Annotated in this window: 13 protein-coding genes; 9 read left to right on the top strand and 4 right to left on the bottom strand. The window is 61.6% G+C overall.

Translation table 11 applies throughout. The features are described 5' to 3' along the window. The first annotated feature begins 252 nt into the window (after nucleotides 1–252). The 4 genes from rplJ (at nucleotide 253) to JV18_RS0105330 (ending at nucleotide 3276) form a co-directional block, all read left to right on the top strand. Complete coding sequence (rplJ, locus tag JV18_RS0105345) at nucleotides 253–768, top strand: 50S ribosomal protein L10 (RefSeq protein ID WP_033073706.1); 516 nt, start codon at nucleotides 253–255, stop codon at nucleotides 766–768. 54 nt (nucleotides 769–822) lie between these two features. After that, entirely contained in the window at nucleotides 823–1197 is a 375-nt protein-coding gene (gene rplL, locus JV18_RS0105340) for a 50S ribosomal protein L7/L12 (RefSeq protein WP_033074979.1), read from the top strand. Nucleotides 1198–1387: 190 nt separating this feature from the next. After that, nucleotides 1388–2416, top strand: a complete 1029-nt coding sequence (locus JV18_RS0105335) for a D-alanine--D-alanine ligase family protein (protein WP_052071751.1) — start codon at nucleotides 1388–1390, stop codon at nucleotides 2414–2416. Continuing rightward, nucleotides 2413–3276 (top strand): NTP transferase domain-containing protein, encoded by an 864-nt coding sequence (locus tag JV18_RS0105330; protein ID WP_081944689.1) that lies wholly within the window; start codon nucleotides 2413–2415, stop codon nucleotides 3274–3276. The genes JV18_RS0105335 and JV18_RS0105330 overlap by 4 nt, the downstream gene beginning before the upstream one ends. On the opposite strand, the gene JV18_RS0105325 is transcribed toward JV18_RS0105330, so the two are convergent. Continuing rightward, nucleotides 3197–4639: an 8'-apo-carotenoid 13,14-cleaving dioxygenase gene (locus tag JV18_RS0105325; RefSeq protein WP_033073705.1), complete on the bottom strand. Its 1443-nt coding sequence runs from the start codon at nucleotides 4637–4639 to the stop codon at nucleotides 3197–3199. The two genes, JV18_RS0105330 and JV18_RS0105325, sit on opposite strands and share 80 nt — an antisense overlap. 52 nt (nucleotides 4640–4691) lie before the next feature. On the opposite strand from JV18_RS0105325, the gene JV18_RS0105320 reads away from it, so the two are divergent. Beyond that, nucleotides 4692–5417, top strand: a complete 726-nt coding sequence (locus tag JV18_RS0105320; protein ID WP_081944688.1) for a TetR/AcrR family transcriptional regulator — start codon at nucleotides 4692–4694, stop codon at nucleotides 5415–5417. Nucleotides 5418–5471: 54 nt separating this feature from the next. After that, nucleotides 5472–7253: a sensor domain-containing diguanylate cyclase gene (locus tag JV18_RS0105315; RefSeq protein ID WP_033073704.1), complete on the top strand. Its 1782-nt coding sequence runs from the start codon at nucleotides 5472–5474 to the stop codon at nucleotides 7251–7253. Between the two features lie 115 nt (nucleotides 7254–7368). Here JV18_RS0105315 and JV18_RS0105310 read toward each other — a convergent pair whose 3' ends face one another. Beyond that, the gene (locus JV18_RS0105310) at nucleotides 7369–8205 is read right to left on the bottom strand and encodes a hypothetical protein (protein WP_052071750.1); all 837 of its coding nucleotides are present in this window, start codon (nucleotides 8203–8205) and stop codon (nucleotides 7369–7371) included. A 504-nt stretch (nucleotides 8206–8709) separates the two neighbouring features. Between JV18_RS0105310 and rpoB the strand changes: the two genes are divergently transcribed. From rpoB to trxB, 3 genes are all read left to right on the top strand, one after another. Next, on the top strand, nucleotides 8710–12888 hold the full coding sequence (gene rpoB, locus JV18_RS0105305; RefSeq protein ID WP_033073703.1) for a DNA-directed RNA polymerase subunit beta: 4179 nt from the start codon (nucleotides 8710–8712) through the stop codon (nucleotides 12886–12888). 52 nt (nucleotides 12889–12940) lie between these two features. Then, on the top strand, nucleotides 12941–17176 hold the full coding sequence (gene rpoC, locus JV18_RS0105300; protein WP_033073702.1) for a DNA-directed RNA polymerase subunit beta': 4236 nt from the start codon (nucleotides 12941–12943) through the stop codon (nucleotides 17174–17176). A 329-nt stretch (nucleotides 17177–17505) separates the two neighbouring features. Then, complete coding sequence (trxB, locus tag JV18_RS0105295; protein WP_033073701.1) at nucleotides 17506–18471, top strand: thioredoxin-disulfide reductase; 966 nt, start codon at nucleotides 17506–17508, stop codon at nucleotides 18469–18471. Nucleotides 18472–18495: 24 nt separating this feature from the next. On the opposite strand, the gene JV18_RS0105290 is transcribed toward trxB, so the two are convergent. Together JV18_RS0105290 and JV18_RS0105285 are read right to left on the bottom strand one after the other, a co-directional pair. Then, the gene (locus tag JV18_RS0105290) at nucleotides 18496–19311 is read right to left on the bottom strand and encodes a hydrolase 1, exosortase A system-associated (protein ID WP_033073700.1); all 816 of its coding nucleotides are present in this window, start codon (nucleotides 19309–19311) and stop codon (nucleotides 18496–18498) included. Then, nucleotides 19296–19970, bottom strand: a complete 675-nt coding sequence (locus JV18_RS0105285) for a hypothetical protein (protein WP_033073699.1) — start codon at nucleotides 19968–19970, stop codon at nucleotides 19296–19298. Before JV18_RS0105285 ends, JV18_RS0105290 begins: the two co-directional genes overlap by 16 nt. Nucleotides 19971–19972 lie beyond the last annotated feature (2 nt).

The following is a 19972-nucleotide window of genomic DNA, read 5'->3' as shown; positions in this document are numbered from 1 at the left end:
CCCCGGCCGCGACAGCTCCGTCCGAGACAGTTGGTGAAGGGGATTTGCCCTTCTTAATTTCCAGCCTAGACGGGGAACAGTCTTTTTCGGTCGCCCGCCTTCACCGGCGTTCGCGGCTTGACCGACCCCTTCGGACATCGTCGTGCAAATGCGGATCTGGCTCTGCCGGAAACGCGCTTGCATCTGTAAGCCGCCCGGCGACGCGCCTTCCTTTCGGGGGGTACGGCACCGGGCATAGAGTGGAGAACAGGCATGGATCGTACTGAAAAGGCCCAAGCCGTATCCGAACTGAACGCTACGCTGTCATCAGCGGCTGCGGTTGTGATTGTTCGCAACCTTGGCCTTACCGTCGCCCAGTCGACGGTGCTGCGCCAGCAGATGCGCGATGCGGGTGCGAGCTTCAAGGTCACGAAGAACCGCCTTGCCAAAATCGCGCTCGATGGCACGCCCTATGGCGGGATCAGCGACCTGCTGACCGGCCCCACCGCCATTGCCGCTTCGACCGACCCGGTCGCGGCTGCAAAGATTGCGGTGGAATTTGCCAAGACCAACGACAAGCTTGAAATCGTTGGCGGCGGCATGGGGGATGTGGTCCTCGACGTCGACGGCGTGAAGGCGCTGGCTTCGCTTCCCTCGCTCGACGAGCTGCGCGCCAAGATCATTGGTCTGGTGCAGGCTCCGGCCACCAAGGTCGCGCAGATCGCTGCGGCTCCGGCGGGTCAGCTGGCGCGGGTATTTGGTGCTTATGGCGCCAAGGAAGCCGCATAATCTTTTGTTGAACTGAAATTTTCCGGGCTTTCCCGGACATGATGGAGAATGAAAATGGCTGATCTTGAAAAGATCGTTGAAGACCTGTCGGCGCTGACCGTTTTGGAAGCTGCTGAACTTTCGAAGATGCTCGAAGAAAAGTGGGGCGTTTCGGCTGCTGCGGCTGTCGCTGCTGCCCCGGCTGCTGGCGGCGCTGCTGCCCCGGCTGCTGAAGAAAAGGACGAGTTCGACGTGATCCTCACCGGCGACGGTGGCAACAAGATCAACGTCATTAAGGAAGTCCGCGCGATCACCGGTCTGGGCCTCGGCGAAGCCAAGGCGCTGGTCGAAGGCGCTCCGAAGCCGATCAAGGAAGGCGCGAACAAGGCCGAAGCTGAAGAGATCAAGAAGAAGCTCGAAGCTGCCGGCGCGACTGTCGAACTGAAGTAATTCGGTTTGAACAGGCCCGGTGATTTTCCGGGTGCCTGCGAACAGAAGGGCGGTGCCGCACGGCGCCGCCCTTTTTCGTGCGCGGGGGAGGGCGGGCCTTTGGCCTTGTTGCAGAATGGCTGCATTTCCATGGCAGCCGCGTCATCAACCCGACATGGCCGTGAAACCTTGATCTGCTCAAAGCAGCGTCATGCGAACCACCAATCTTGCGCCCACGCGCCTGCCCGCGCATTTACGCGATACGCAGCGCCTTCTCTTCATCGCCAAGCATGCGCGCTGGACCGGCGGCCTGCACCCGGAGGATGGTAATCATGCCGTCTATCATTGCGAAATGCGCGAAGCGCTTGAGTCGCTCGGGATGCCGCTGCTCGTCGCTGATGATTATGCGGCGCTGTTCGACCAGCCTGCGGCCGATTTTGTCTTTCCGCTGCTCAATCGGGGCGGCTTCTTCAACTCTGAAATGCTGGTGCCTTTGCTCTGCAACCGGCTTGGCCTGCCTTATATCGGGGCGTCGCCCATTGTTCGCGGCCTGTCGGATGACAAACATCTCACCAAGCTCGAAGCCGCCGCCCGCGGCGTGCCCACCGCCCCCTGGTCGCTCTTCCGCCGCGGTGCTCCCGCCGATGTTGGTCAATGCCCCCCTGCGCGGCGATGGGTGATCAAACCCAATAACAGTTCGGCCTCCTGGGGCGTGCGAGACGCCCACGACCGCGCGGACCTCGCCCGCGCCGTCGCTGAAATCCATGCGCTCGACCATGATGCGATCGTCGAGCCCTTTATCGAGGGTAGCGATGTCGAGGTGCCAGTGATCACTTTGGATGGCGAACCCGCGATGTTGCCGATGATGGTTTTTGAACAGGATGATCCGGCAGAGCTGCGCACCTATCAGGAAAAGCGCGATCTTGCCCATCATGTGGGCTATGCGATCAAGCCGCTTGACGATGCCGCGCTTCGCCAGCGCATCGCAGATTATACGCAGCGCATGGTCGGGATTTTCCGTCCCTTCGACTATGGCCGTTTCGAATTTCGCGTCGATGTCGCGACGGGCGATGTGCGCCTGCTCGAGGTTAATCTCAACTGCAACCTCTGGTCGCAGAAGCTGTTTGCGCGTTCCGCCGCCGCAGCGGGATTTTCCCACACCGACCTTGTCGAAACCATCGTCGCCGAAAGCATGTCGCGCCAGATAGGTAGCAATGCGGCACAGCGGGATGCGGCATGACCCTGGGCTCCATCCTCATCCTCGCGGGGCGCCGCGAAGGCGCGATTGATCCACTCGCTGCCGCGCATGGTGTAGCCGACAAATGCCTGGTCCCCGTCGCCGGGCGCCCGATGATCGCCCATATATTGGAAGCTGCGGAGCGAAGCGGCGCTGCGCGCATCTTTATCTCTTCGCATGCCCCGGATTTGCTGAGCCATATGGCTGACCCGGTGATTGAACGGCTGGAGGCCCGGCTCAGCCTGCTCGAGGCAGCGGACAATCTGGCGGACTCGGTCCTCGCGGTGGCGGAGCATGCCGATTTTCCGCTGTTGATCACCACCGCCGATAATTGCCTGCTCAGCGCAGCCAGCATCGCCAAAATTGGCGACGAAGCGCTGCGGCTGGGCGCGGGGGGAGGGGTCGCCTTTGCCCGGCGTGAGGATGTGCTCGCCGTCCATCCCGCTGGGCAGCGGCGTTTCTATGAATTTTCGGACGTCGCTGTCTCCAACTGCAACGCCTATTGGATCGGCAATGCAAGTGCGCTGCGCGCGGCGGAGGCGTTTCGCGGCGGCGGGCAGTTCGTCAAAAAGCCGCTGCGGGTGCTACGCGCCTTTGGCTTTATCAACCTGCTGCGCTTCCGCTTTGGAATGGGCCCGATCCACCATATTTTCCAGCGCCTATCGAAGAAGCTGGGGGTGAAGGTTGCGCCGCTGATCATCAGCGACGGGCGCGCGGCGATCGACGTCGATCACGACCGCTCACTGCGCGTCACGGAGCAGATCATGGCTGCATCGCCGCTGGTCAGTCAGACAGCCAATTGCCATGAAACCCCGGTGGAACACGGTGTGGAAGATGGATTGCCGCTTGCGCTGATCCGGTGAAATCATCGGCGTTGAGGATGACCAACTCGCTATGCTCGTCTGTCATGTCGGCCACCAGCCCAACCAGCCAGCCATCATCCTCTGCTCCGGTCTTGCCGCGCGGGACAAAGACAAATTCACCGGGATAGCGTCCGGGGCCAAAGTCACGCGCTAGCGTTTCTCCCTTGCCGAGGTCGTAGCGAAACAATCGGCTATCGGCCACGGCCATCTCTCCTGTATCATAATCGGGCAGCGCAACGCTGTAGATAAAACGGTAGGGCTGGGTCGTGCGCCGTTCATCATAGCGCGGAAATTCCTGCGGATGATCGTGTAATATCGTGCGGCGGGTGAATCCCGCCGCCGGATCAATCGTCCAGCGTTCGAGCCGAGACCGTTCGCTGTCCGGCCCCCGGGTCGACCGCGCGAACATCGTGTCATGCGCCACCACATCGACAATCACTTGGCCACCGTCGGTGTCAAAGGCATTGGCAGTGTGAAAGACGTAGCAGGGATCGACCGGCACCCAGATAACATCCGCATCGCTCCCCTCTCGCGGCAAGAGCCCCACACGCGCGGGATGCGCCGCATTCCAAGCATAGGGAAAACTATATCCCGCGAGCAGCGCCTTCATCGAGAAAGTGACCGGCAGATCAAAGATCAGCACATATTTGTCAGTGATCGCGCAATCATGCACGGAAGGCCCGTCGCTGACGCGGATTGGTTCCTCGCGGATCGCCTGCGCCCGCGCGTCCAGCACGACGTGCCACAGCCGGTCAGGGCGGTCGCCTTTATAGGTGATCGCGTGGGTTTCTCCGGTCTTGGGATCATAATGGGGATGAGCGGAGTAGCTTCCCTTTAACGTGCCGTCGAAAGGATTGTGGGCCAGCGTATCGAGCTCGTCTGACAACTCGACGGGCTTTCCCCCTGCTTCGACGATGGCAAAGGTGCGCCCGGCCAATCCGACGACATTGGTATTGGGCGCATCGAACCGCTCCAATCGCGGGCCCGGGGGCAGGGGTTCGTTCAGTGCTTCGCAGGCTTCGCTTCCCCGCACCCAGCGATTGCGATACCATTGCGCACCGCCTCTTGCGATACGCAGGCCATGCACCATTCCGGCCCCGGTAAACCAGTGATAGCTCGCCGGATCGGGAGGCAGCGCAGGGTTCGGTCCATTGCGCAGATAACGTCCCGACAGGCCGGGCGGAATTTCGCCTTCGATGCGCAGATTCTCCAGCGTCACTTCCTCGGTCATCGGTGCATGAAGACCGGTCAGAAAAGGGTGGGCGTCGGCAGGCTGCGGAAGGCGGCGGCGGTTGAAATTGGCGACTTTACCAATGCCTTTGGTAACCGCTCCGCGGATCAGCGTTTCGACTTTGCTCCCCATCAGGCTATTCCTTTTGCTTGCGCGACCGACTCGCTATGTTTACGGTGAAAACATGGATCATCAAGATAACGACGTCAACATCGAGAATTCTCCGCCGTTCGAAACGGATATCGTGGCGGATAGGGCAGAATCCCATAAGGGCGGGCGTGATGATGACGGGAGCGCCCTGTCTGGAAAAGCGCCCACTCAGGCGACCAAGGGCGGCTATCATCATGGCGATTTGCGCGCCGCAGTGATTGCGGCGGGGCTTGCGCGACTGGCGGGGGGCGACGCTCGCGACTTGGGGCTGCGGGCTTTGGCGCGCGATGTCGGGGTCAGCGCCACGGCGCTCTATCGCCATTTTCCGGACAAGGAAGCCTTGCTCGACGCGCTCGCCGATGAAGGATTGCGGCGGCTGGGCGCGCTTCAGGCGCAGGCATGGCTGAAAGCCGGCGGCGGGCGCGCCGGTTTCCGCGCCACGGGCATTGCCTATGTGCGCTTCGCGCATGATCAGCCGGCGTTATTTCGCCTCAGCTTTACACGGCAGATGCCCGAACGTGCCGAAGGGGCGGAGGATGGCAGCGAGGTGGCCTATAATCTGTTGCGCGCGGGGGTCGGAGAGGTGTTTCCGCAAGGGGAGGATCTGGAACGGGCGGCACTTCACGCCTGGTCCTTGGTGCATGGCCTCGCCATGTTGATCCTCGACAAACGGATTGGCTGGGACGAGGCGCTGGTCGCCGATGTTGTCGGCATGACCTTCGGGGGGATCGACCAGCTCCATCCTTCGCCGCTAAATTAGCTTCTTCTTGGGTTTGTTAGCAGTTTCTTCGCCAGATTTCGTCATAATGGCACCATGATCGGGTCGCTCAAGATTCGGGCCGGAGCCATCGCCTGGCCATTGCTGACTGCCACCGGCTATTCCCTGCTGGCTCATTTGTCGCTGATCGCGACCAAGGGGCCAGAGAATATCGCCACTATCTGGCCATCGAGCGGCTATTTTCTCGCCCTGCTTTTGCTCATGCCTGCGCGCCATCATATCGCTTCTTTCGCGGCGATGGGGGTGACGGGCATTGCCGTCAACATGATGAGCGGCGCTCCGCCGCTTGTCGCATGCAGCTATGCTTTCGCCAATGGGAGTGAAGCCGCATTTGCCCTCTGGTTGCTGCGTCGGCGGGAACCCGATGGGCTGTCTTTCATGGCGCCGCGCGCAGTCGGCAATTTCTGTTTCGCTGCGCTCAGCGGCAGCTTCCTCAGCGGTGTCCTCGCGACGCTTCTTACCGGCGCGGGGTTGGGCTTTTTCTTGTCATGGACCACAACCGTCGCCTTGGGCCTTCTCATCATAACCCCGCCCATCATTATATTGACGCGCATGATACAGTCGCGTGCGATGGCGCGGATCGACTTTCGATCCAAACTGGAAGCGGCAGGCCTCATTGTCCTCACGGCGCTTGCTGCCGTCATCAGCTTCTCGCAGGACCATTTTCCGCTCAGCTTCCTGCCCTATATGGCAGTGGTGTTCGCTGCTTATCGATTGGGACCATTTGGCGCGGCATCGGGTATTTTAGTCGTCGCGCTGATTGCGGCTATGCTCACCGCTCAGGGGCTCGGTCCCATTCCCGAAATCGAAGCTTCGCCGACGGCCCGCGTCTTCTTCCTGCAATTTTACCTGGTAGCCATGCTTTTCATGGTCTTGCCTTTGGCGGCGCTGCTCGTTCTGCGCCAACGTCTCGCCAAGCACCTCGCGCAGAGCAATCGCTGGCTGGTGGAGGCGCAGGCGGCGGCGCATGTCGGCCATTGGCGTGTCGATTTGCTGCGTTCCACGATCCAATGGTCGGATCAGACCTATCGCATTCACGGAGTAGAGCAGGGAACGCCCGTTACGATCCAGTCGAGCCTTGCCTGCTATTTTCCGGAAGATGCGATCCGCGTCCAACGCACCCTCGCGCGCGCAGCAAAAGAAGGGCGCCCCTTTGAATATCAGGGCCGGATTCGTCGTCCGGACGGCAGCGTGCGTCATGTCAAATCGCATGGTTCGATCGAGCGCGATGCCGACGGCCGGGCCATCGGCGTCTTCGGCACGGCGCAGGATGTGACCCAGACCGTAGAAAATGCGCGGATGCTCGAACAGGCGCGGCACACGGCAGAGCAGGCGGCCAACACCGACATGCTAACCGGATTGCCCAACCGTCGTCATATGCTTGGCTTTCTCGATCAGGCGCTGCGCGCGGCACAGGAAGATGGCGCCCCGCTTGCCGTCGCGATTCTCGACATCGACCATTTCAAACAGGTGAATGACCGATATGGTCACGCCACCGGTGACGATGTCATCCGCCGTGTCGGGGAGCGCGCGCGCGCGGCCCTGCGCAAGGATGATATGGTTGGCCGTTTCGGCGGCGAAGAATATGTTTGCGTCTTTCAGGGCACAAGCGCCTTGGCCGCCGAACTGGCCGCGGAGCGCGTCCGCCGCGCCATCAAGAATGACGATGACGCAGATGATCTTCCTGCTGTGACCGTCAGTGTCGGTCTGGCCGTCTACGCCGGGGAAGACAGCGTCGAAGAACTGCTCCACCGCGCCGACAAAGCGCTTTACTCCGCCAAACGCGCCGGTCGAAACCGTACAGGCCTCGCGGCGTGACGAGGCCCGGCCTTTTTACTTAAGTCGGGACGAGATCGCAAAAAGAGCACGGAAACAGATGCTTCCGTGCTCTTTTAAAGAGAGGGCGGGAGGGCCCACCACCCGTCATTCCGTGTTAATCAGCGACGACTTCGCCTTCGACGGCGACTTCGGCGATATCCGGGGTGGAGCCCGTCGCCTGCGTGACGGCCTCGGCGAACTGCTCAACCGTATAGGCTGCGGCCAGTGTATTGCCGTTCATGTCGAAAGCACTGCGCGGCAGCGAAACATCGCCTTCGCTGGTGGCGACAACGACATTGGCCGCGTCAAAGGATTTGACGGTGCCGAGGACGGCAGTGCCGTTGATGTCCCGAATTTCCGCTCCGGCGGTCAGCGCCGCGGCTACGGCCGCATCATCGGCGGCAGCAGCCTGACTGGCCTGCGCCATGGCTTCGTTGAACTGATCAGCGGTGAAGCTGGTCGCGAGCGCGCCCTGCGCGTTGACGAACAACGCATTACGGGGAAGCTTGATATCGCCTTGGGGCGTGGTGAGCACCGCGCCATCGGCTTCGACAAGCTTGACCTGGCCGATCACAGCGGCGCCCTGGGCGCTAAGGACATCGGCCCCAACCACCAGCACGCTGTTCAGCTTGGCGTCATTGGCGGCGGCGGCCTGGTCGACAGCTGCGAGAACCTGCGCCTTGGTGGCGCCAATGGTCGGTCCTTGCTCCAGCATGCCGAAGGCATTGCCGGGAACGGTTACCTGCTTGCCTGCGCCGAGGTCGACCACAACATTGGCACCCTGAACGGCAGAGATAGTGCCAAGCTCAGCCTTTTCGGAATCAAAAACCTTTGTGCCGACCGCCAGCTTGGTTTCGGCAGTTGCGGCCGCATCTTGTGCCAGCGCGGGGGCTGCGCTGAGGGCAGCGGTGCCGAGGGAAAGCGTTGTAATCAGGGCTGCGAATTTCCGCATCGAAACTGGTCTCCTAAAATGAATCTCTTTCAAACGGGTAGGGGCTGAACGCGTCTGAACGGGCGATGGCCATGATAATGGTGACCAGCCGTGTTCTATGCGGGGTGAGTTGAGGCGCGCCGTGCATTTATGACGTCATGTGAGCGCAAAAAACGCCCATTTGGTTGAAAATGAGGGGGGAGCGGACGGATTCCTGTTCCTCGCGCGACCATAGCTGGCCGTGCGGTTGGCTGTTTTTCTCTGCGCCCTATTAGAAGCGGAGGCGGGAAAATTAGGCGGAAGAAGGGCGCGCGCCGTTTGACACCGCTTGTTTCCGGCGGTATAGGCGCCTCTCACCTCAGCGTCCGGGATAGGGTCTGTCTTTGCGCAGCAGGCCATAGGAATAGGGCGGTGGGATTTCGACAAGCGTAGGAAAGCTGCGGTAAACCGGCGACGGTTGCCTGCGGCTTTTTTCGCGTCGATCGCGCCGGCGATTTGATTTTTTGACAGGCGAGACAATCACTTATGGCGACCAAGGCGAAGTCGGTGGGCAAGGCCCTCGAAGCAACCGCTAGCAAGCGTATCCGCAAATTGTTCGGCAACATCCACGAGGCCGTGGAAATGCCCAACCTGATCGAGGTTCAGCGCGAATCTTATGAGCAGTTTTTGCGGTCCGACCCTTCGGTCGGCTATGTTTCGGGCCTTGAAAAGACGCTGCGCAGCGTTTTTCCGATCCGCGATTTCGCCGGCACTGCCGAGCTCGACTTTGTTCATTACGAACTGGAAGAGCCCAAATATGACGTTGATGAATGCCGTCAGCGCGGGATCACCTATGCGGCGCCGATGAAGGTCACGCTGCGCCTGATCGTCTTTGAAGTCGACAGCGAAGCCGACACCCGTTCGGTTCTCGATATCAAGGAGCAGGACGTCTATATGGGCGACATGCCGCTCATGACCGAGAATGGCACTTTCTTTGTCAACGGCACCGAGCGCGTGATCGTGTCGCAGATGCACCGTTCGCCGGGTGTGCTCTTTGACCATGATCGCGGCAAGACCCATTCGTCGGGCAAATATCTCTTTGCTGCGCGCGTCATTCCCTATCGCGGTTCGTGGCTCGATTTCGAATTCGACGCCAAGGATATCGTCAACGTTCGTATCGACCGCAAGCGCAAGCTTCCGGTCACCTCGCTGCTCTATGCGCTGGGACTGAGCGCGGAGGAAATTCTCAACCATTTCTATGACCGCCTGGTTTTCGAGCGCGCCGAAGATGGCTGGAGAGTGCCTTTTGTCGCCGAAAACTGGCGCGGGTCGAAGCCGGCCTTTGATGTGGTTGATGCCAAAACCGGCGAAGTTGTTTTTGCGGCGGGGCACAAGATCAGCCCGCGTCTGGCAAACAAGGCGGCAAAAGATGGCCTGGAAACGCTGCTGATACCGACCGAGGAAATCTTCGGTCGCTATTCGGCTTATGATCTCGTCAATGAAGCGACCGGCGAGATTTATATCGAGGCTGGCGATGAAGTGACCGCCGAAAACCTCGAAAAGATGGACGCGGCGGGCATCGACAAGCTGGTGCTGCTCGATATCGACCATAATAATACCGGCCCCTGGATCCGCAACACGCTGAAAGCTGACAAGGCTGAGGATCGCGATCAGGCGTTGTCCGATATTTATCGCGTGATGCGCCCCGGCGAGCCGCCGACGCGCGAAACCGCCGAAGCGCTTTTCGCGGGCCTCTTCTTTGACGCAGAGCGTTACGACCTGTCGGCGGTGGGGCGTGTGAAGCTCAACATGCGTCTGGGCCTCGATTGCGAGGACACGGTCACCACCCTGCGCAGCGAAGACATTCTCGCCGTCGTCAAGGAGCTGGTGAATCTGAAGGACGGCAAGGGCGAAATCGACGATATCGATAACCTTGGTAACCGCCGTGTCCGTTCGGTCGGCGAATTGCTGGAAAACCAGTATCGCGTCGGCTTGCTGCGCATGGAGCGCGCGGTGAAGGAGCGGATGAGCTCGGTCGACGTGTCGACCGTCATGCCGAACGATCTGATCAACGCGAAGCCCGCGGTTGCCGCGGTGCGCGAATTCTTTGGCTCGTCGCAGCTCTCGCAGTTCATGGACCAGACCAATCCGCTGTCGGAAGTCACGCACAAGCGCCGCGTGTCGGCGCTTGGGCCGGGCGGCCTGACCCGCGAGCGCGCAGGCTTTGAAGTCCGCGACGTTCATCCGACCCACTATGGCCGCATCTGTCCGATTGAAACGCCCGAAGGCCCGAACATTGGTCTGATCAACAGCCTCGCGACATTTGCGCGCGTCAACAAATATGGCTTTATTGAAACGCCTTATCGCCGGATCGTGGATGGAAAGGTGACGAATGAAGTCGTCTATCTGTCGGCGATGGAAGAGCAGAAGCATACGGTTGCGCAGGCGAACGCTGATCTCAATCCCGACGGCAGTTTTGTCGAGGAGCTGATCTCGGCGCGTGAGGGCGGCGAGTTTCTGATGGCGCCGCGTGAGCAGATCACGCTGATGGACGTATCGCCGAAACAGCTTGTTTCGGTTGCGGCCTCGCTCATTCCCTTCCTCGAAAACGATGACGCCAACCGCGCGCTCATGGGATCGAACATGCAACGTCAGGCTGTGCCGCTGCTGCGGGCCGAAGCGCCTGTCGTCGGTACCGGCATGGAAGGCACGGTTGCACGCGACTCGGGCGCCGCCATTGCGGCGCGTCGTGGCGGCGTGATCGATCAGGTCGACGCAACGCGTATCGTCATCCGCGCTACCGATATGATCGAACCCGGCAAGTCGGGCGTCGACATCTATCGCCTGCAGAAGTTCCAGCGTTCGAACCAGTCGACTTGCATCAACCAGCGTCCGCTGGTGAAGGTGGGCGACGTCGTGAACGCCGGCGACATCATTGCCGACGGTCCGTCGACCGAACTTGGCGAACTGGCGCTCGGCAAGAATGTGCTCGTCGCCTTCATGCCGTGGAACGGCTACAATTATGAGGACTCGATCCTCATTTCCGAACGCATCGTGAAGGACGACGTCTTCACCTCGGTCCATATCGAGGAATTTGAAGTCACTGCGCGCGACACGCGCCTTGGCCCCGAAGACATCACGCGCGACATCCCGAACGTCGGCGAGGAAGCGCTGCGCAATCTCGACGAAGCGGGCATCGTCTATATCGGTGCCGAGGTCGGCCCCGGCGACATTCTCGCCGGCAAAATCACGCCGAAGGGCGAAAGCCCGATGACGCCGGAAGAAAAGCTGCTGCGCGCCATCTTCGGCGAAAAGGCCAGCGACGTGCGCGACACCTCGCTCCGTCTGCCGCCCGGCGTGTCGGGCACGGTCGTCGAAGTCCGCGTCTTCAACCGTCACGGTATCGACAAGGACGAACGTGCGATTGCGATCGAACGCGAGGAAATCGAGCGGCTGAAGCAGGACGCCGATGACGAGCGCGCCATCCTCAACCGCGCGACCTTCTCCAGCCTCAAGGAACTGCTCATCGGTCAGACGACCAGCGCGGTGCCGAAGGGCATGAAGAAGGGCGAGGTCCTGACCGAAGACGCGTTGATCTCGCTCGACCGTGCCGACTGGTGGAAGCTCGCGGTGGTCGACGATAATGCGCAGACCGCGCTTGAAGCGATCAAGGCGCAATATGACGAAGCGATCAAGCGCATCAACGCGAAGTATGAAGATCGCGTCGAAAAGCTGCAGCGCGGCGATGAACTGGCGCCGGGCGTGCTCAAGATGGTCAAGGTCTTCGTCGCGGTGAAGCGCAAGCTGCAGCCGGGCGACAAGATGGCCGGCCGTCACGGGAACAAGGGTGTCATTTCGCGCATCCTGCCGATCGAAGACATGCCCTTCCTCGAGGACGGCACCCATGTCGACATCGTGCTCAACCCGCTGGGCGTGCCATCGCGTATGAACGTCGGGCAGATCCTCGAAACCCACCTTGGCTGGGCCTCGCGTGGGCTGGGGCAAAAGGTGACCCACGCGCTCGAGGAATGGCGCGATGCCAACCCCGACGCGACTGGAGGGCAGATGCCCGAAGCGGTGCGCGAGGCATTGGAAAATGTCTATGGCGAGGAATATGTCGCGGACATCAAGTCGCGCGATGCCGATAATATCGTCGAACTGGCTGAAAATCTGAAGGTCGGCGTGCCCTTTGCAACGCCGGTGTTCGATGGTGCGAAGGAAGCCGACGTCACCAACATGCTCACCCTCGCGGGTCTGCATGACTCGGGGCAGTCGGACCTTTACGACGGCCGTACCGGCGACCGCTTCGACCGCAAGGTGACTGTGGGCTATATCTATATGCTCAAGCTTCACCACCTGGTCGACGACAAGATCCACGCGCGTTCGATCGGCCCCTACAGCCTCGTCACCCAGCAGCCGCTGGGCGGTAAGGCGCAGTTCGGTGGCCAGCGCTTCGGTGAGATGGAGGTCTGGGCACTCCAGGCCTATGGCGCGGCCTATACCCTGCAGGAAATGCTGACGGTGAAGTCCGATGACGTGATCGGCCGTACCAAGGTTTACGAAGCGATCGTCAAGGGCGACGACACCTTCGAAGCCGGCATTCCCGAAAGCTTCAACGTGCTCGTCAAGGAAATGCGCTCGCTGGGCCTCAACGTCGAACTTTCGTCCTATGCCGACGAAGACGATGATCAGGGACCGGACGCCCTTCCCGAAGCCGCCGAATAAGATTTTTCCTCACCCCTCTCGCCCGCGCGAGAGGGGAAGATGGAGCAGATAAATGAACCAGCTTACCAACTTCATGAACCCGGTCGCGAAGCCCGAAACCTTCGACATGATCAAGATCGGCATCGCGAGCCCCGAGCGCATTCGTTCCTGGTCGTTCGGCGAGATCAAGAAGCCCGAAACGATCAACTACCGTACGTTCAAGCCCGAGCGTGACGGCCTGTTCTGCGCACGCATCTTTGGTCCGATCAAAGATTATGAATGCCTGTGCGGCAAGTATAAGCGCATGAAATACAAGGGCATCGTCTGCGAAAAATGCGGTGTCGAAGTCACGGTCACGAAGGTGCGCCGCGAGCGGATGGGCCATATCGAGCTCGCCGCGCCGGTCGCGCACATCTGGTTCCTGAAATCGCTGCCGTCGCGCATCGGCCTGTTGCTCGACATGCAGCTGAAGCAGCTCGAGCGCGTCCTTTATTTTGAAGCCTATATCGTTCTTGAGCCCGGCCTGACGCCGCTCGAAAAGTTCCAGCTTCTGACCGAAGACGAACTGCTCGACGCGCAGGACGAATATGGCGAAGACGCCTTCTCGGCCGGCATCGGTGCCGAAGCGATCCGCGTGCTCCTCGAAAATCTCGATCTGGAGCAAGAGCGCGTTGACTTGATGGAAGAGCTGGCGACGACCAAGTCGGAGCTCAAGCCCAAGAAGATCATCAAGCGCCTGAAGGTTGTGGAATCCTTCATCGATTCCGGCAACCGCCCCGAATGGATGATCCTCGAAGTCGTGCCCGTGATCCCGCCCGAACTGCGCCCGTTGGTGCCGCTCGACGGCGGCCGCTTCGCGACGTCGGACCTCAACGACCTCTATCGCCGCGTGATCAACCGTAACAATCGTTTGAAGCGCCTGATGGAACTGCGCGCGCCGGACATTATCGTCCGTAACGAGAAGCGCATGCTGCAGGAAGCCGTGGACGCGCTGTTCGACAACGGCCGCCGCGGCCGCACGATCACTGGCGCCAACAAGCGTCCGCTGAAGTCGCTGTCGGACATGCTCAAGGGCAAGCAGGGTCGCTTCCGTCAGAACCTGCTCGGCAAGCGCGTCGACTATTCGGGCCGTTCGGTCATCGTGACCGGTCCCGAACTCAAGCTGCACCAGTGCGGCCTGCCCAAGAAGATGGCGCTCGAGCTGTTCAAGCCGTTCATCTACGCCCGCCTCGACGCCAAGGGTCTGTCGATGACCCTGAAACAGGCGAAGAAGTGGGTCGAAAAGGAACGCAAGGAAGTCTGGGACATCCTCGACGAAGTCATTCGCGAGCACCCGGTCCTCCTGAACCGCGCGCCGACGCTCCACCGCCTCGGCATCCAGGCGTTCGAGCCGGTGCTGATCGAAGGCAAGGCGATCCAGCTTCACCCGCTGGTTTGCGCCGCGTTCAATGCCGACTTCGACGGTGACCAAATGGCGGTCCACGTGCCGCTCAGCCTTGAAGCGCAGCTGGAAGCGCGCGTGCTGATGATGTCGACCAACAACATCCTGAGCCCCGCGAACGGTAAGCCGATCATCGTTCCTTCGCAGGACATGGTGCTGGGTCTCTATTACCTGTCACTCGAACGCGAAGGCGAACCGGGCGAGGGTATGCTTCTTGCCGATATGGCCGAGGTGCATCAGGCGCTCTACACGGGTGCCGTCACGCTGCACTCGAAGATTATCAGCCGCGTTCCGCAGACCGACGAGCAGGGCAATCAATATCTGAAGCGCTTCGAAACCACGCCGGGCCGCATGCTGATCGGCGAATGCCTGCCGAAGTCGCACAAGGTGCCGTTCGAGATCGTCAACCGCCTTCTCACCAAGAAGGAAATCGGCGACGTGATCGATCAAGTCTATCGCCATACCGGCCAGAAAGAGACGGTGCTGTTCGCCGACGCCATCATGGCGCTGGGCTTCCGCAATGCGTTCAAGGCGGGCATCAGCTTTGGCAAGGATGATATGATCATTCCGGCGGCCAAGGAAAAGCTGGTCGACGACACGCGCGCGCTGGTGAAGGATTTCGAGCAGCAGTATCAGGACGGCCTGATCACGCAGCAGGAAAAATACAATAAGGCCATTGATGCGTGGTCGCAGTGCGGCGACAAGGTCGCGAACGCGATGATGGACGAAATCCGCGCGACGCCGAAGCTGGACGATGGCCGTCTCGCCCCGATCAACTCCATCTATATGATGGCGCATTCGGGTGCGCGTGGTTCGCAGGCGCAGATGAAGCAGCTTGCAGGCATGCGCGGCCTGATGGCCAAGCCGTCGGGCGAGATCATCGAAACCCCGATTATCTCGAACTTCAAGGAAGGCCTGACCGTCCTTGAATATTTCAACTCGACCCACGGTGCGCGTAAGGGTCTGGCCGATACGGCGCTCAAGACGGCGAACTCGGGTTATCTGACCCGCCGTCTGGTCGACGTGTCGCAGGACTGCGTCGTGATCGAGGAAGATTGCGGCACCACCCGCGGCATGGAAATGCGCGCCATCGTTCAAGGGGGCGCGGTGATCGCGTCGCTGGGCGAGCGTATTTTGGGCCGCACGACGCTGGAAGATGTCACCGACGCCGAGGGCAACGTCTTGGCGCCGGTCGGCACCTTGCTCGACGAGCCCACGGTGGCCCAGATCGAGGAAGCCGAAGTGCAGGCGGTCAAGATCCGTTCGCCCTTGGTTTGCGAAGCCTCGCTGGGCGTTTGCGGCAAATGCTATGGCCGCGACCTTGCGCGCGGCACGCCGGTGAATATCGGCGAAGCGGTCGGCGTCATCGCGGCGCAGTCGATCGGGGAGCCGGGTACGCAGCTGACGATGCGTACCTTCCACATCGGCGGTGCGGCGCAGGTTAACGAGCAGTCGAACCTGGAAGCGATTTCGGACGGTACAATCGAGTATCGCGAGATGGAAACCATCGTCGATCAGCGAGGCCGCCGTTTGGCGCTCTCGCGTTCGGGCGAGATCGCGATCATCGACAGCGAAGGCCGCGAACGCGCTTCGCACAAGCTGCCCTATGGTGCGCAGATCATGCACAAGGACGGCGAAAAGGTGAAGAAGGGCGACCGGATTGCCGAATGGGATCCGTTCACCATGCCGCTGATCACCGAAAAGCAGGGTGTCGTTAAATATCAGGATTTGATCGACACCAAGACGCTGACCGAACAGGTTGACGAGGCAACGGGCATCGCCCAGCGCGTCGTCACCGAATATCGCGTCACCGGACGCGGCAAGAAGGAAGACCTCCAGCCGCGTCTGACCCTGCTTGACGATGCGAGCGGCGAAGCCGCGCGTTATCTGCTAGCGGTGGGCACGATGATCTCGGTCGAGGACGGCCAGGAAGTGCAGGCCGGCGACGTACTGGCACGTGTCAGCCGCGAAGCTTCGAAAACGCGCGACATCACCGGCGGTCTGCCGCGCGTTGCCGAATTATTCGAAGCGCGCATTCCAAAGGACAACAGCGTCATCGCAAAGATCAGCGGTCGCATTGAATTCGTCAAGGATTACAAGGCGAAGCGCAAGATTGCGATCGTTCCCGAGGAAGGTGATCCGGTCGAATATCTCATCCCCAAGTCCAAGGTGCTTGAGGTTCAGGAAGGCGACCAGGTGAAGCGCGGCGACGCGCTGATCTCGGGCTCGCCGAACCCGCACGACATTCTGGACGTCATGGGGGTTGAGGCTCTCGCCGAATTCCTCGTCGCCGAAATCCAGGAAGTCTATCGACTGCAGGGCGTGAAGATCAACGACAAGCACATCGAGGTGATCGTTCGCCAGATGCTGCAAAAAGTCGAGATCACCAACGGCGGCGACACCACGCTGCTGCCGGGCGAACAGCTCGATTATCTGGAGATGATGGAATATAACGCCAAACTGCCGAAAAATGGCAAGCCCGCGGAAGGCCGTCCGGTCCTCCTCGGCATCACCAAGGCGTCGCTGCAAACCCGCAGCTTCGTTTCGGCGGCGTCCTTCCAGGAAACGACCCGCGTTCTCACCGAAGCTTCGGTACAGGGCAAGGTCGACTCGCTGCAGGGCCTCAAGGAAAATGTCATCGTCGGCCGCCTGATCCCGGCAGGTACGGGCGCGGCGATGAACCGCGTGCGTGTCACCGCTTCATCGAAGGATGCCGCGCTTCGTGCAGCGATGCGCGCCGCAAGCGATGCGCAACTCGCCGCGTCCGAAAGCGTCAAGCAGGCAGCGGCGGCTGAACCCGCTCCTGTTGCGGAGGCTGTCGCCAGCGACGATGTGATCGTGGAAGAACGTCCCGAGGGCGAAGCCTGAGACGCCGTCCACGGCCATAAAGGCAACAAAGAAGCCCCGTCGGAGCGATCCGGCGGGGCTTCTTCGTAGGGGGTGGAGAAGCGAACCGGCTGCCATTCGCTAACCGCGCCCGATTTGCGCTCATGCCCCCCGTGCCCTGATGCGGGTCGCCAACCCTTCCCAACCAACCCGCAAATCAGCACATCGGGTCCAGCGCGGCGCGCTATGCCGGTTCCACCAGATGCACATTCGTGCCAACTCCCTTGGCGCATCGCCTGTCCCTTGCTAGCGGACTGGGTAACACCCATCTTCTGTCTCCCCGGCCGCCGCGGCCCCAGCGAAGGATCGTCATGCCCACTACCCATCACACCAAAATGCTCATTCTCGGCTCGGGTCCGGCGGGCCTGTCCGCCGCCATTTACGCCGCGCGGGCGGGGATGCAGCCGATCGTCGTGCAGGGGCTTCAGCCGGGCGGACAGCTGACCATCACCACCGATGTCGAAAACTACCCCGGCTTTGCCGAAGTCATTCAGGGCCCCTGGCTGATGGAGCAGATGACGGCGCAGGCGACGCATGTCGGCACCAGCATGATCTGGGACACGATCGTCGATGTCGATCTGTCAGAGCGTCCCTTCAAGCTGACGGGCGACGGCGGCGATGTCTATATCGCCGAAACGCTGGTGATCGCGACCGGGGCGCAAGCGAAATGGCTTGGCGTTCCCGGTGAACAGGAATTGGGCGGCAAGGGCGTTTCGGCCTGCGCGACCTGCGACGGTTTTTTCTATCGCGGCAAGAAAGTCGTCGTAATCGGCGGCGGCAATACGGCGGTCGAGGAAGCGCTCTACCTTACCAATCACAGCAATGACGTGACGCTGATCCACCGCCGCGACAGCCTGCGCGCGGAAAAAATCCTGCAGGACCGCCTTTTTGCCAATCCGAAGATCAGCATCTTGTGGAACAAGAAGGTGGAACGCTTCGTCGGCGGTGAAGGCGCGGCGGGCCTCGTCGGCGTCGATCTGGTCGATACGGTGACGGGTGAGGCGAGCCATATCGCGACCGACGGCGGTTTCGTCGCCATCGGCCACAGCCCCTCGACCGAATTGTTCAAGGGCAAGCTGCCGCTCGATGACGGCGGCTATCTTGAGGTCACGCCCGGAACCTCGCTGACGGCGATTCCCGGCGTTTTTGCGGCAGGCGATGTGACTGACAAAGTCTATCGCCAGGCGGTGACCGCGGCGGGCATGGGCTGCATGGCGGCGCTCGATGCTGAACGCTTCCTTGCCGAAGCCGAATTTCACGCGATGGCCGACGCCTGAGACAAATGCACTTGCCTTCCTTCCTCAACGGGAAGGGAGGCGGGCCAACAGGTCCAATATCTGGCGTTCAAGCCATATGGCATCTTCGCCCGCAAAGCTGTGTGAGCTGCTGTCGACGCGCGTGACGGGCAGCGCGCCGGGGTTGCAGCGATCCACAAAGGCCTGCGCGGTGCGGTCGCCGGTGGCCAGCAGGATATGGGCGGGGCAAGCGAGCGCGGCCATGGCGGCGTCGAGCCGTGCGGCCAGACTGTCGGGCGATGCTGCCGCGCTGCCTTTGCCAAGCGCGGAAAGCCCGCGCAGCAGCTTGCCCAGATCAACCTCGCCCTTCAGCAGCCGCAACAGGCTTTTGGGATCTTTCAGCCGCGCCATATAGCGCGCCCGAATGGCTGAAGCGGGGGGCAGGTCAGGGGCTTCCTCTTCCCCTTCGGCTTCGCTCTCCGCCGTCTCATAGGTCCAGGGATTGGCAAGGATCAGCGCGTCCAGCGCCAGCGGCTGGTGCAGCAACAGCGCGCTGGCCGCGTCGCAATTGCCAAAAGCGGCCATGCGCGCGACTTGCGGGGCGGCCGCGCGAAAGGTCGCGATAGCCGCGGCAATATCAGGGGCGCTGCTTTCAAAGCCGCTGTTTTCGCCTTCGCTGTCGCCGATACCCCGCCGGTCAAAGCGGAAGACGGGGTAGCCCGCCGCCGCTACGCGCGCCGCCAGCATCGCCATGCCGCGATGCGCGCCGCTGCGTATTTCATTGCCGCCCGACAGGATCAACAGGCCGGTGGCGCCCGCTGCCGCGTCAAGCGTCCCGGCGAGTTCGGCGCCCTCGCAGGCAAAGGTCAGATGACGCCGCATTCGGCCCCCCATGCGGCAATATCGGCGGCGATGGCATCGGCCATCGCCCGATCTTCTCCCGGCTCGGCGCGCAGCCACAAGGCGCTGCCCTTCAGCCCATTGGCCCCCAGCGAGAGGCTGCGGAGCGGCGCCACTTGCTGTTCACTCGCCTGGCCGAGCTGCGCCAGCATGGCGGGCGACAGAAGATTGCCAGCGAGGAGCAGGGCTTCCTTTTCTCCGCGCGCCTGTAACATCTCCGGGCTGCTCTCCCCCCCCGCTTCGCGGTCAGCGGCCACGCGCGCGCGCAGCAGGGTGCGAAGCAGCGAAGCGCCCTTGACAGGGGCGAGCCGCCACCAGCCATCGGCCCGCGCTGCATGGTCGATCAGGCAGCCGCCCCGTAAGGAGGCGATGATCAGCGGGCCGTCGATGCTGCGCGCCGTTTCCGCGAGCGCTTCCTGCCAGATGACCAGATCGACGCCGGACAGCGGCGTCAGGCTCTCATTCTGTCCGGGCAGATCGGGGAGCTGGGCGGCGAAACCTTCGCGCGCCAGCGCGCGCATCGCCAGCACCAGCGTCCGCCGCATCCGGTTCGCTTCCTCGAACAGGGGCGGAACGAATAATATGGTGGCGCGCGGCGCGTTTCCGTCAGGCGGCAGGATCGAGAGGCGATGTTCGTCCATGC

The organism is Sphingopyxis sp. MWB1 (genome assembly GCF_000763945.1).
In the GTDB taxonomy this organism is placed as follows: Bacteria; Pseudomonadota; Alphaproteobacteria; order Sphingomonadales; family Sphingomonadaceae; genus Sphingopyxis.
Note: the sequence above shows the minus strand (reverse complement) of the source record. Positions and strands in the feature narration are given on the sequence as shown.

What these genes read in the sequence shown, in the direction of transcription:
- rplJ (WP_033073706.1), top strand. Translation starts at nt 253, where the DNA reads ATGGATCGTACTGAAAAGGCCCAAGCCGTATCCGAACTGAACGCTACG.
- rplL (WP_033074979.1), top strand. Translation starts at nt 823, where the DNA reads ATGGCTGATCTTGAAAAGATCGTTGAAGACCTGTCGGCGCTGACCGTT.
- JV18_RS0105335 (WP_052071751.1), top strand. Translation starts at nt 1,388, where the DNA reads ATGCGAACCACCAATCTTGCGCCCACGCGCCTGCCCGCGCATTTACGC.
- JV18_RS0105330 (WP_081944689.1), top strand. Translation starts at nt 2,413, where the DNA reads ATGACCCTGGGCTCCATCCTCATCCTCGCGGGGCGCCGCGAAGGCGCG.
- JV18_RS0105325 (WP_033073705.1), bottom strand. Translation starts at nt 4,639, where the DNA reads ATGGGGAGCAAAGTCGAAACGCTGATCCGCGGAGCGGTTACCAAAGGC.
- JV18_RS0105320 (WP_081944688.1), top strand. Translation starts at nt 4,692, where the DNA reads ATGGATCATCAAGATAACGACGTCAACATCGAGAATTCTCCGCCGTTC.
- JV18_RS0105315 (WP_033073704.1), top strand. Translation starts at nt 5,472, where the DNA reads ATGATCGGGTCGCTCAAGATTCGGGCCGGAGCCATCGCCTGGCCATTG.
- JV18_RS0105310 (WP_052071750.1), bottom strand. Translation starts at nt 8,205, where the DNA reads ATGCGGAAATTCGCAGCCCTGATTACAACGCTTTCCCTCGGCACCGCT.
- rpoB (WP_033073703.1), top strand. Translation starts at nt 8,710, where the DNA reads ATGGCGACCAAGGCGAAGTCGGTGGGCAAGGCCCTCGAAGCAACCGCT.
- rpoC (WP_033073702.1), top strand. Translation starts at nt 12,941, where the DNA reads ATGAACCAGCTTACCAACTTCATGAACCCGGTCGCGAAGCCCGAAACC.
- trxB (WP_033073701.1), top strand. Translation starts at nt 17,506, where the DNA reads ATGCCCACTACCCATCACACCAAAATGCTCATTCTCGGCTCGGGTCCG.
- JV18_RS0105290 (WP_033073700.1), bottom strand. Translation starts at nt 19,311, where the DNA reads ATGCGGCGTCATCTGACCTTTGCCTGCGAGGGCGCCGAACTCGCCGGG.
- JV18_RS0105285 (WP_033073699.1), bottom strand. Translation starts at nt 19,970, where the DNA reads ATGGACGAACATCGCCTCTCGATCCTGCCGCCTGACGGAAACGCGCCG.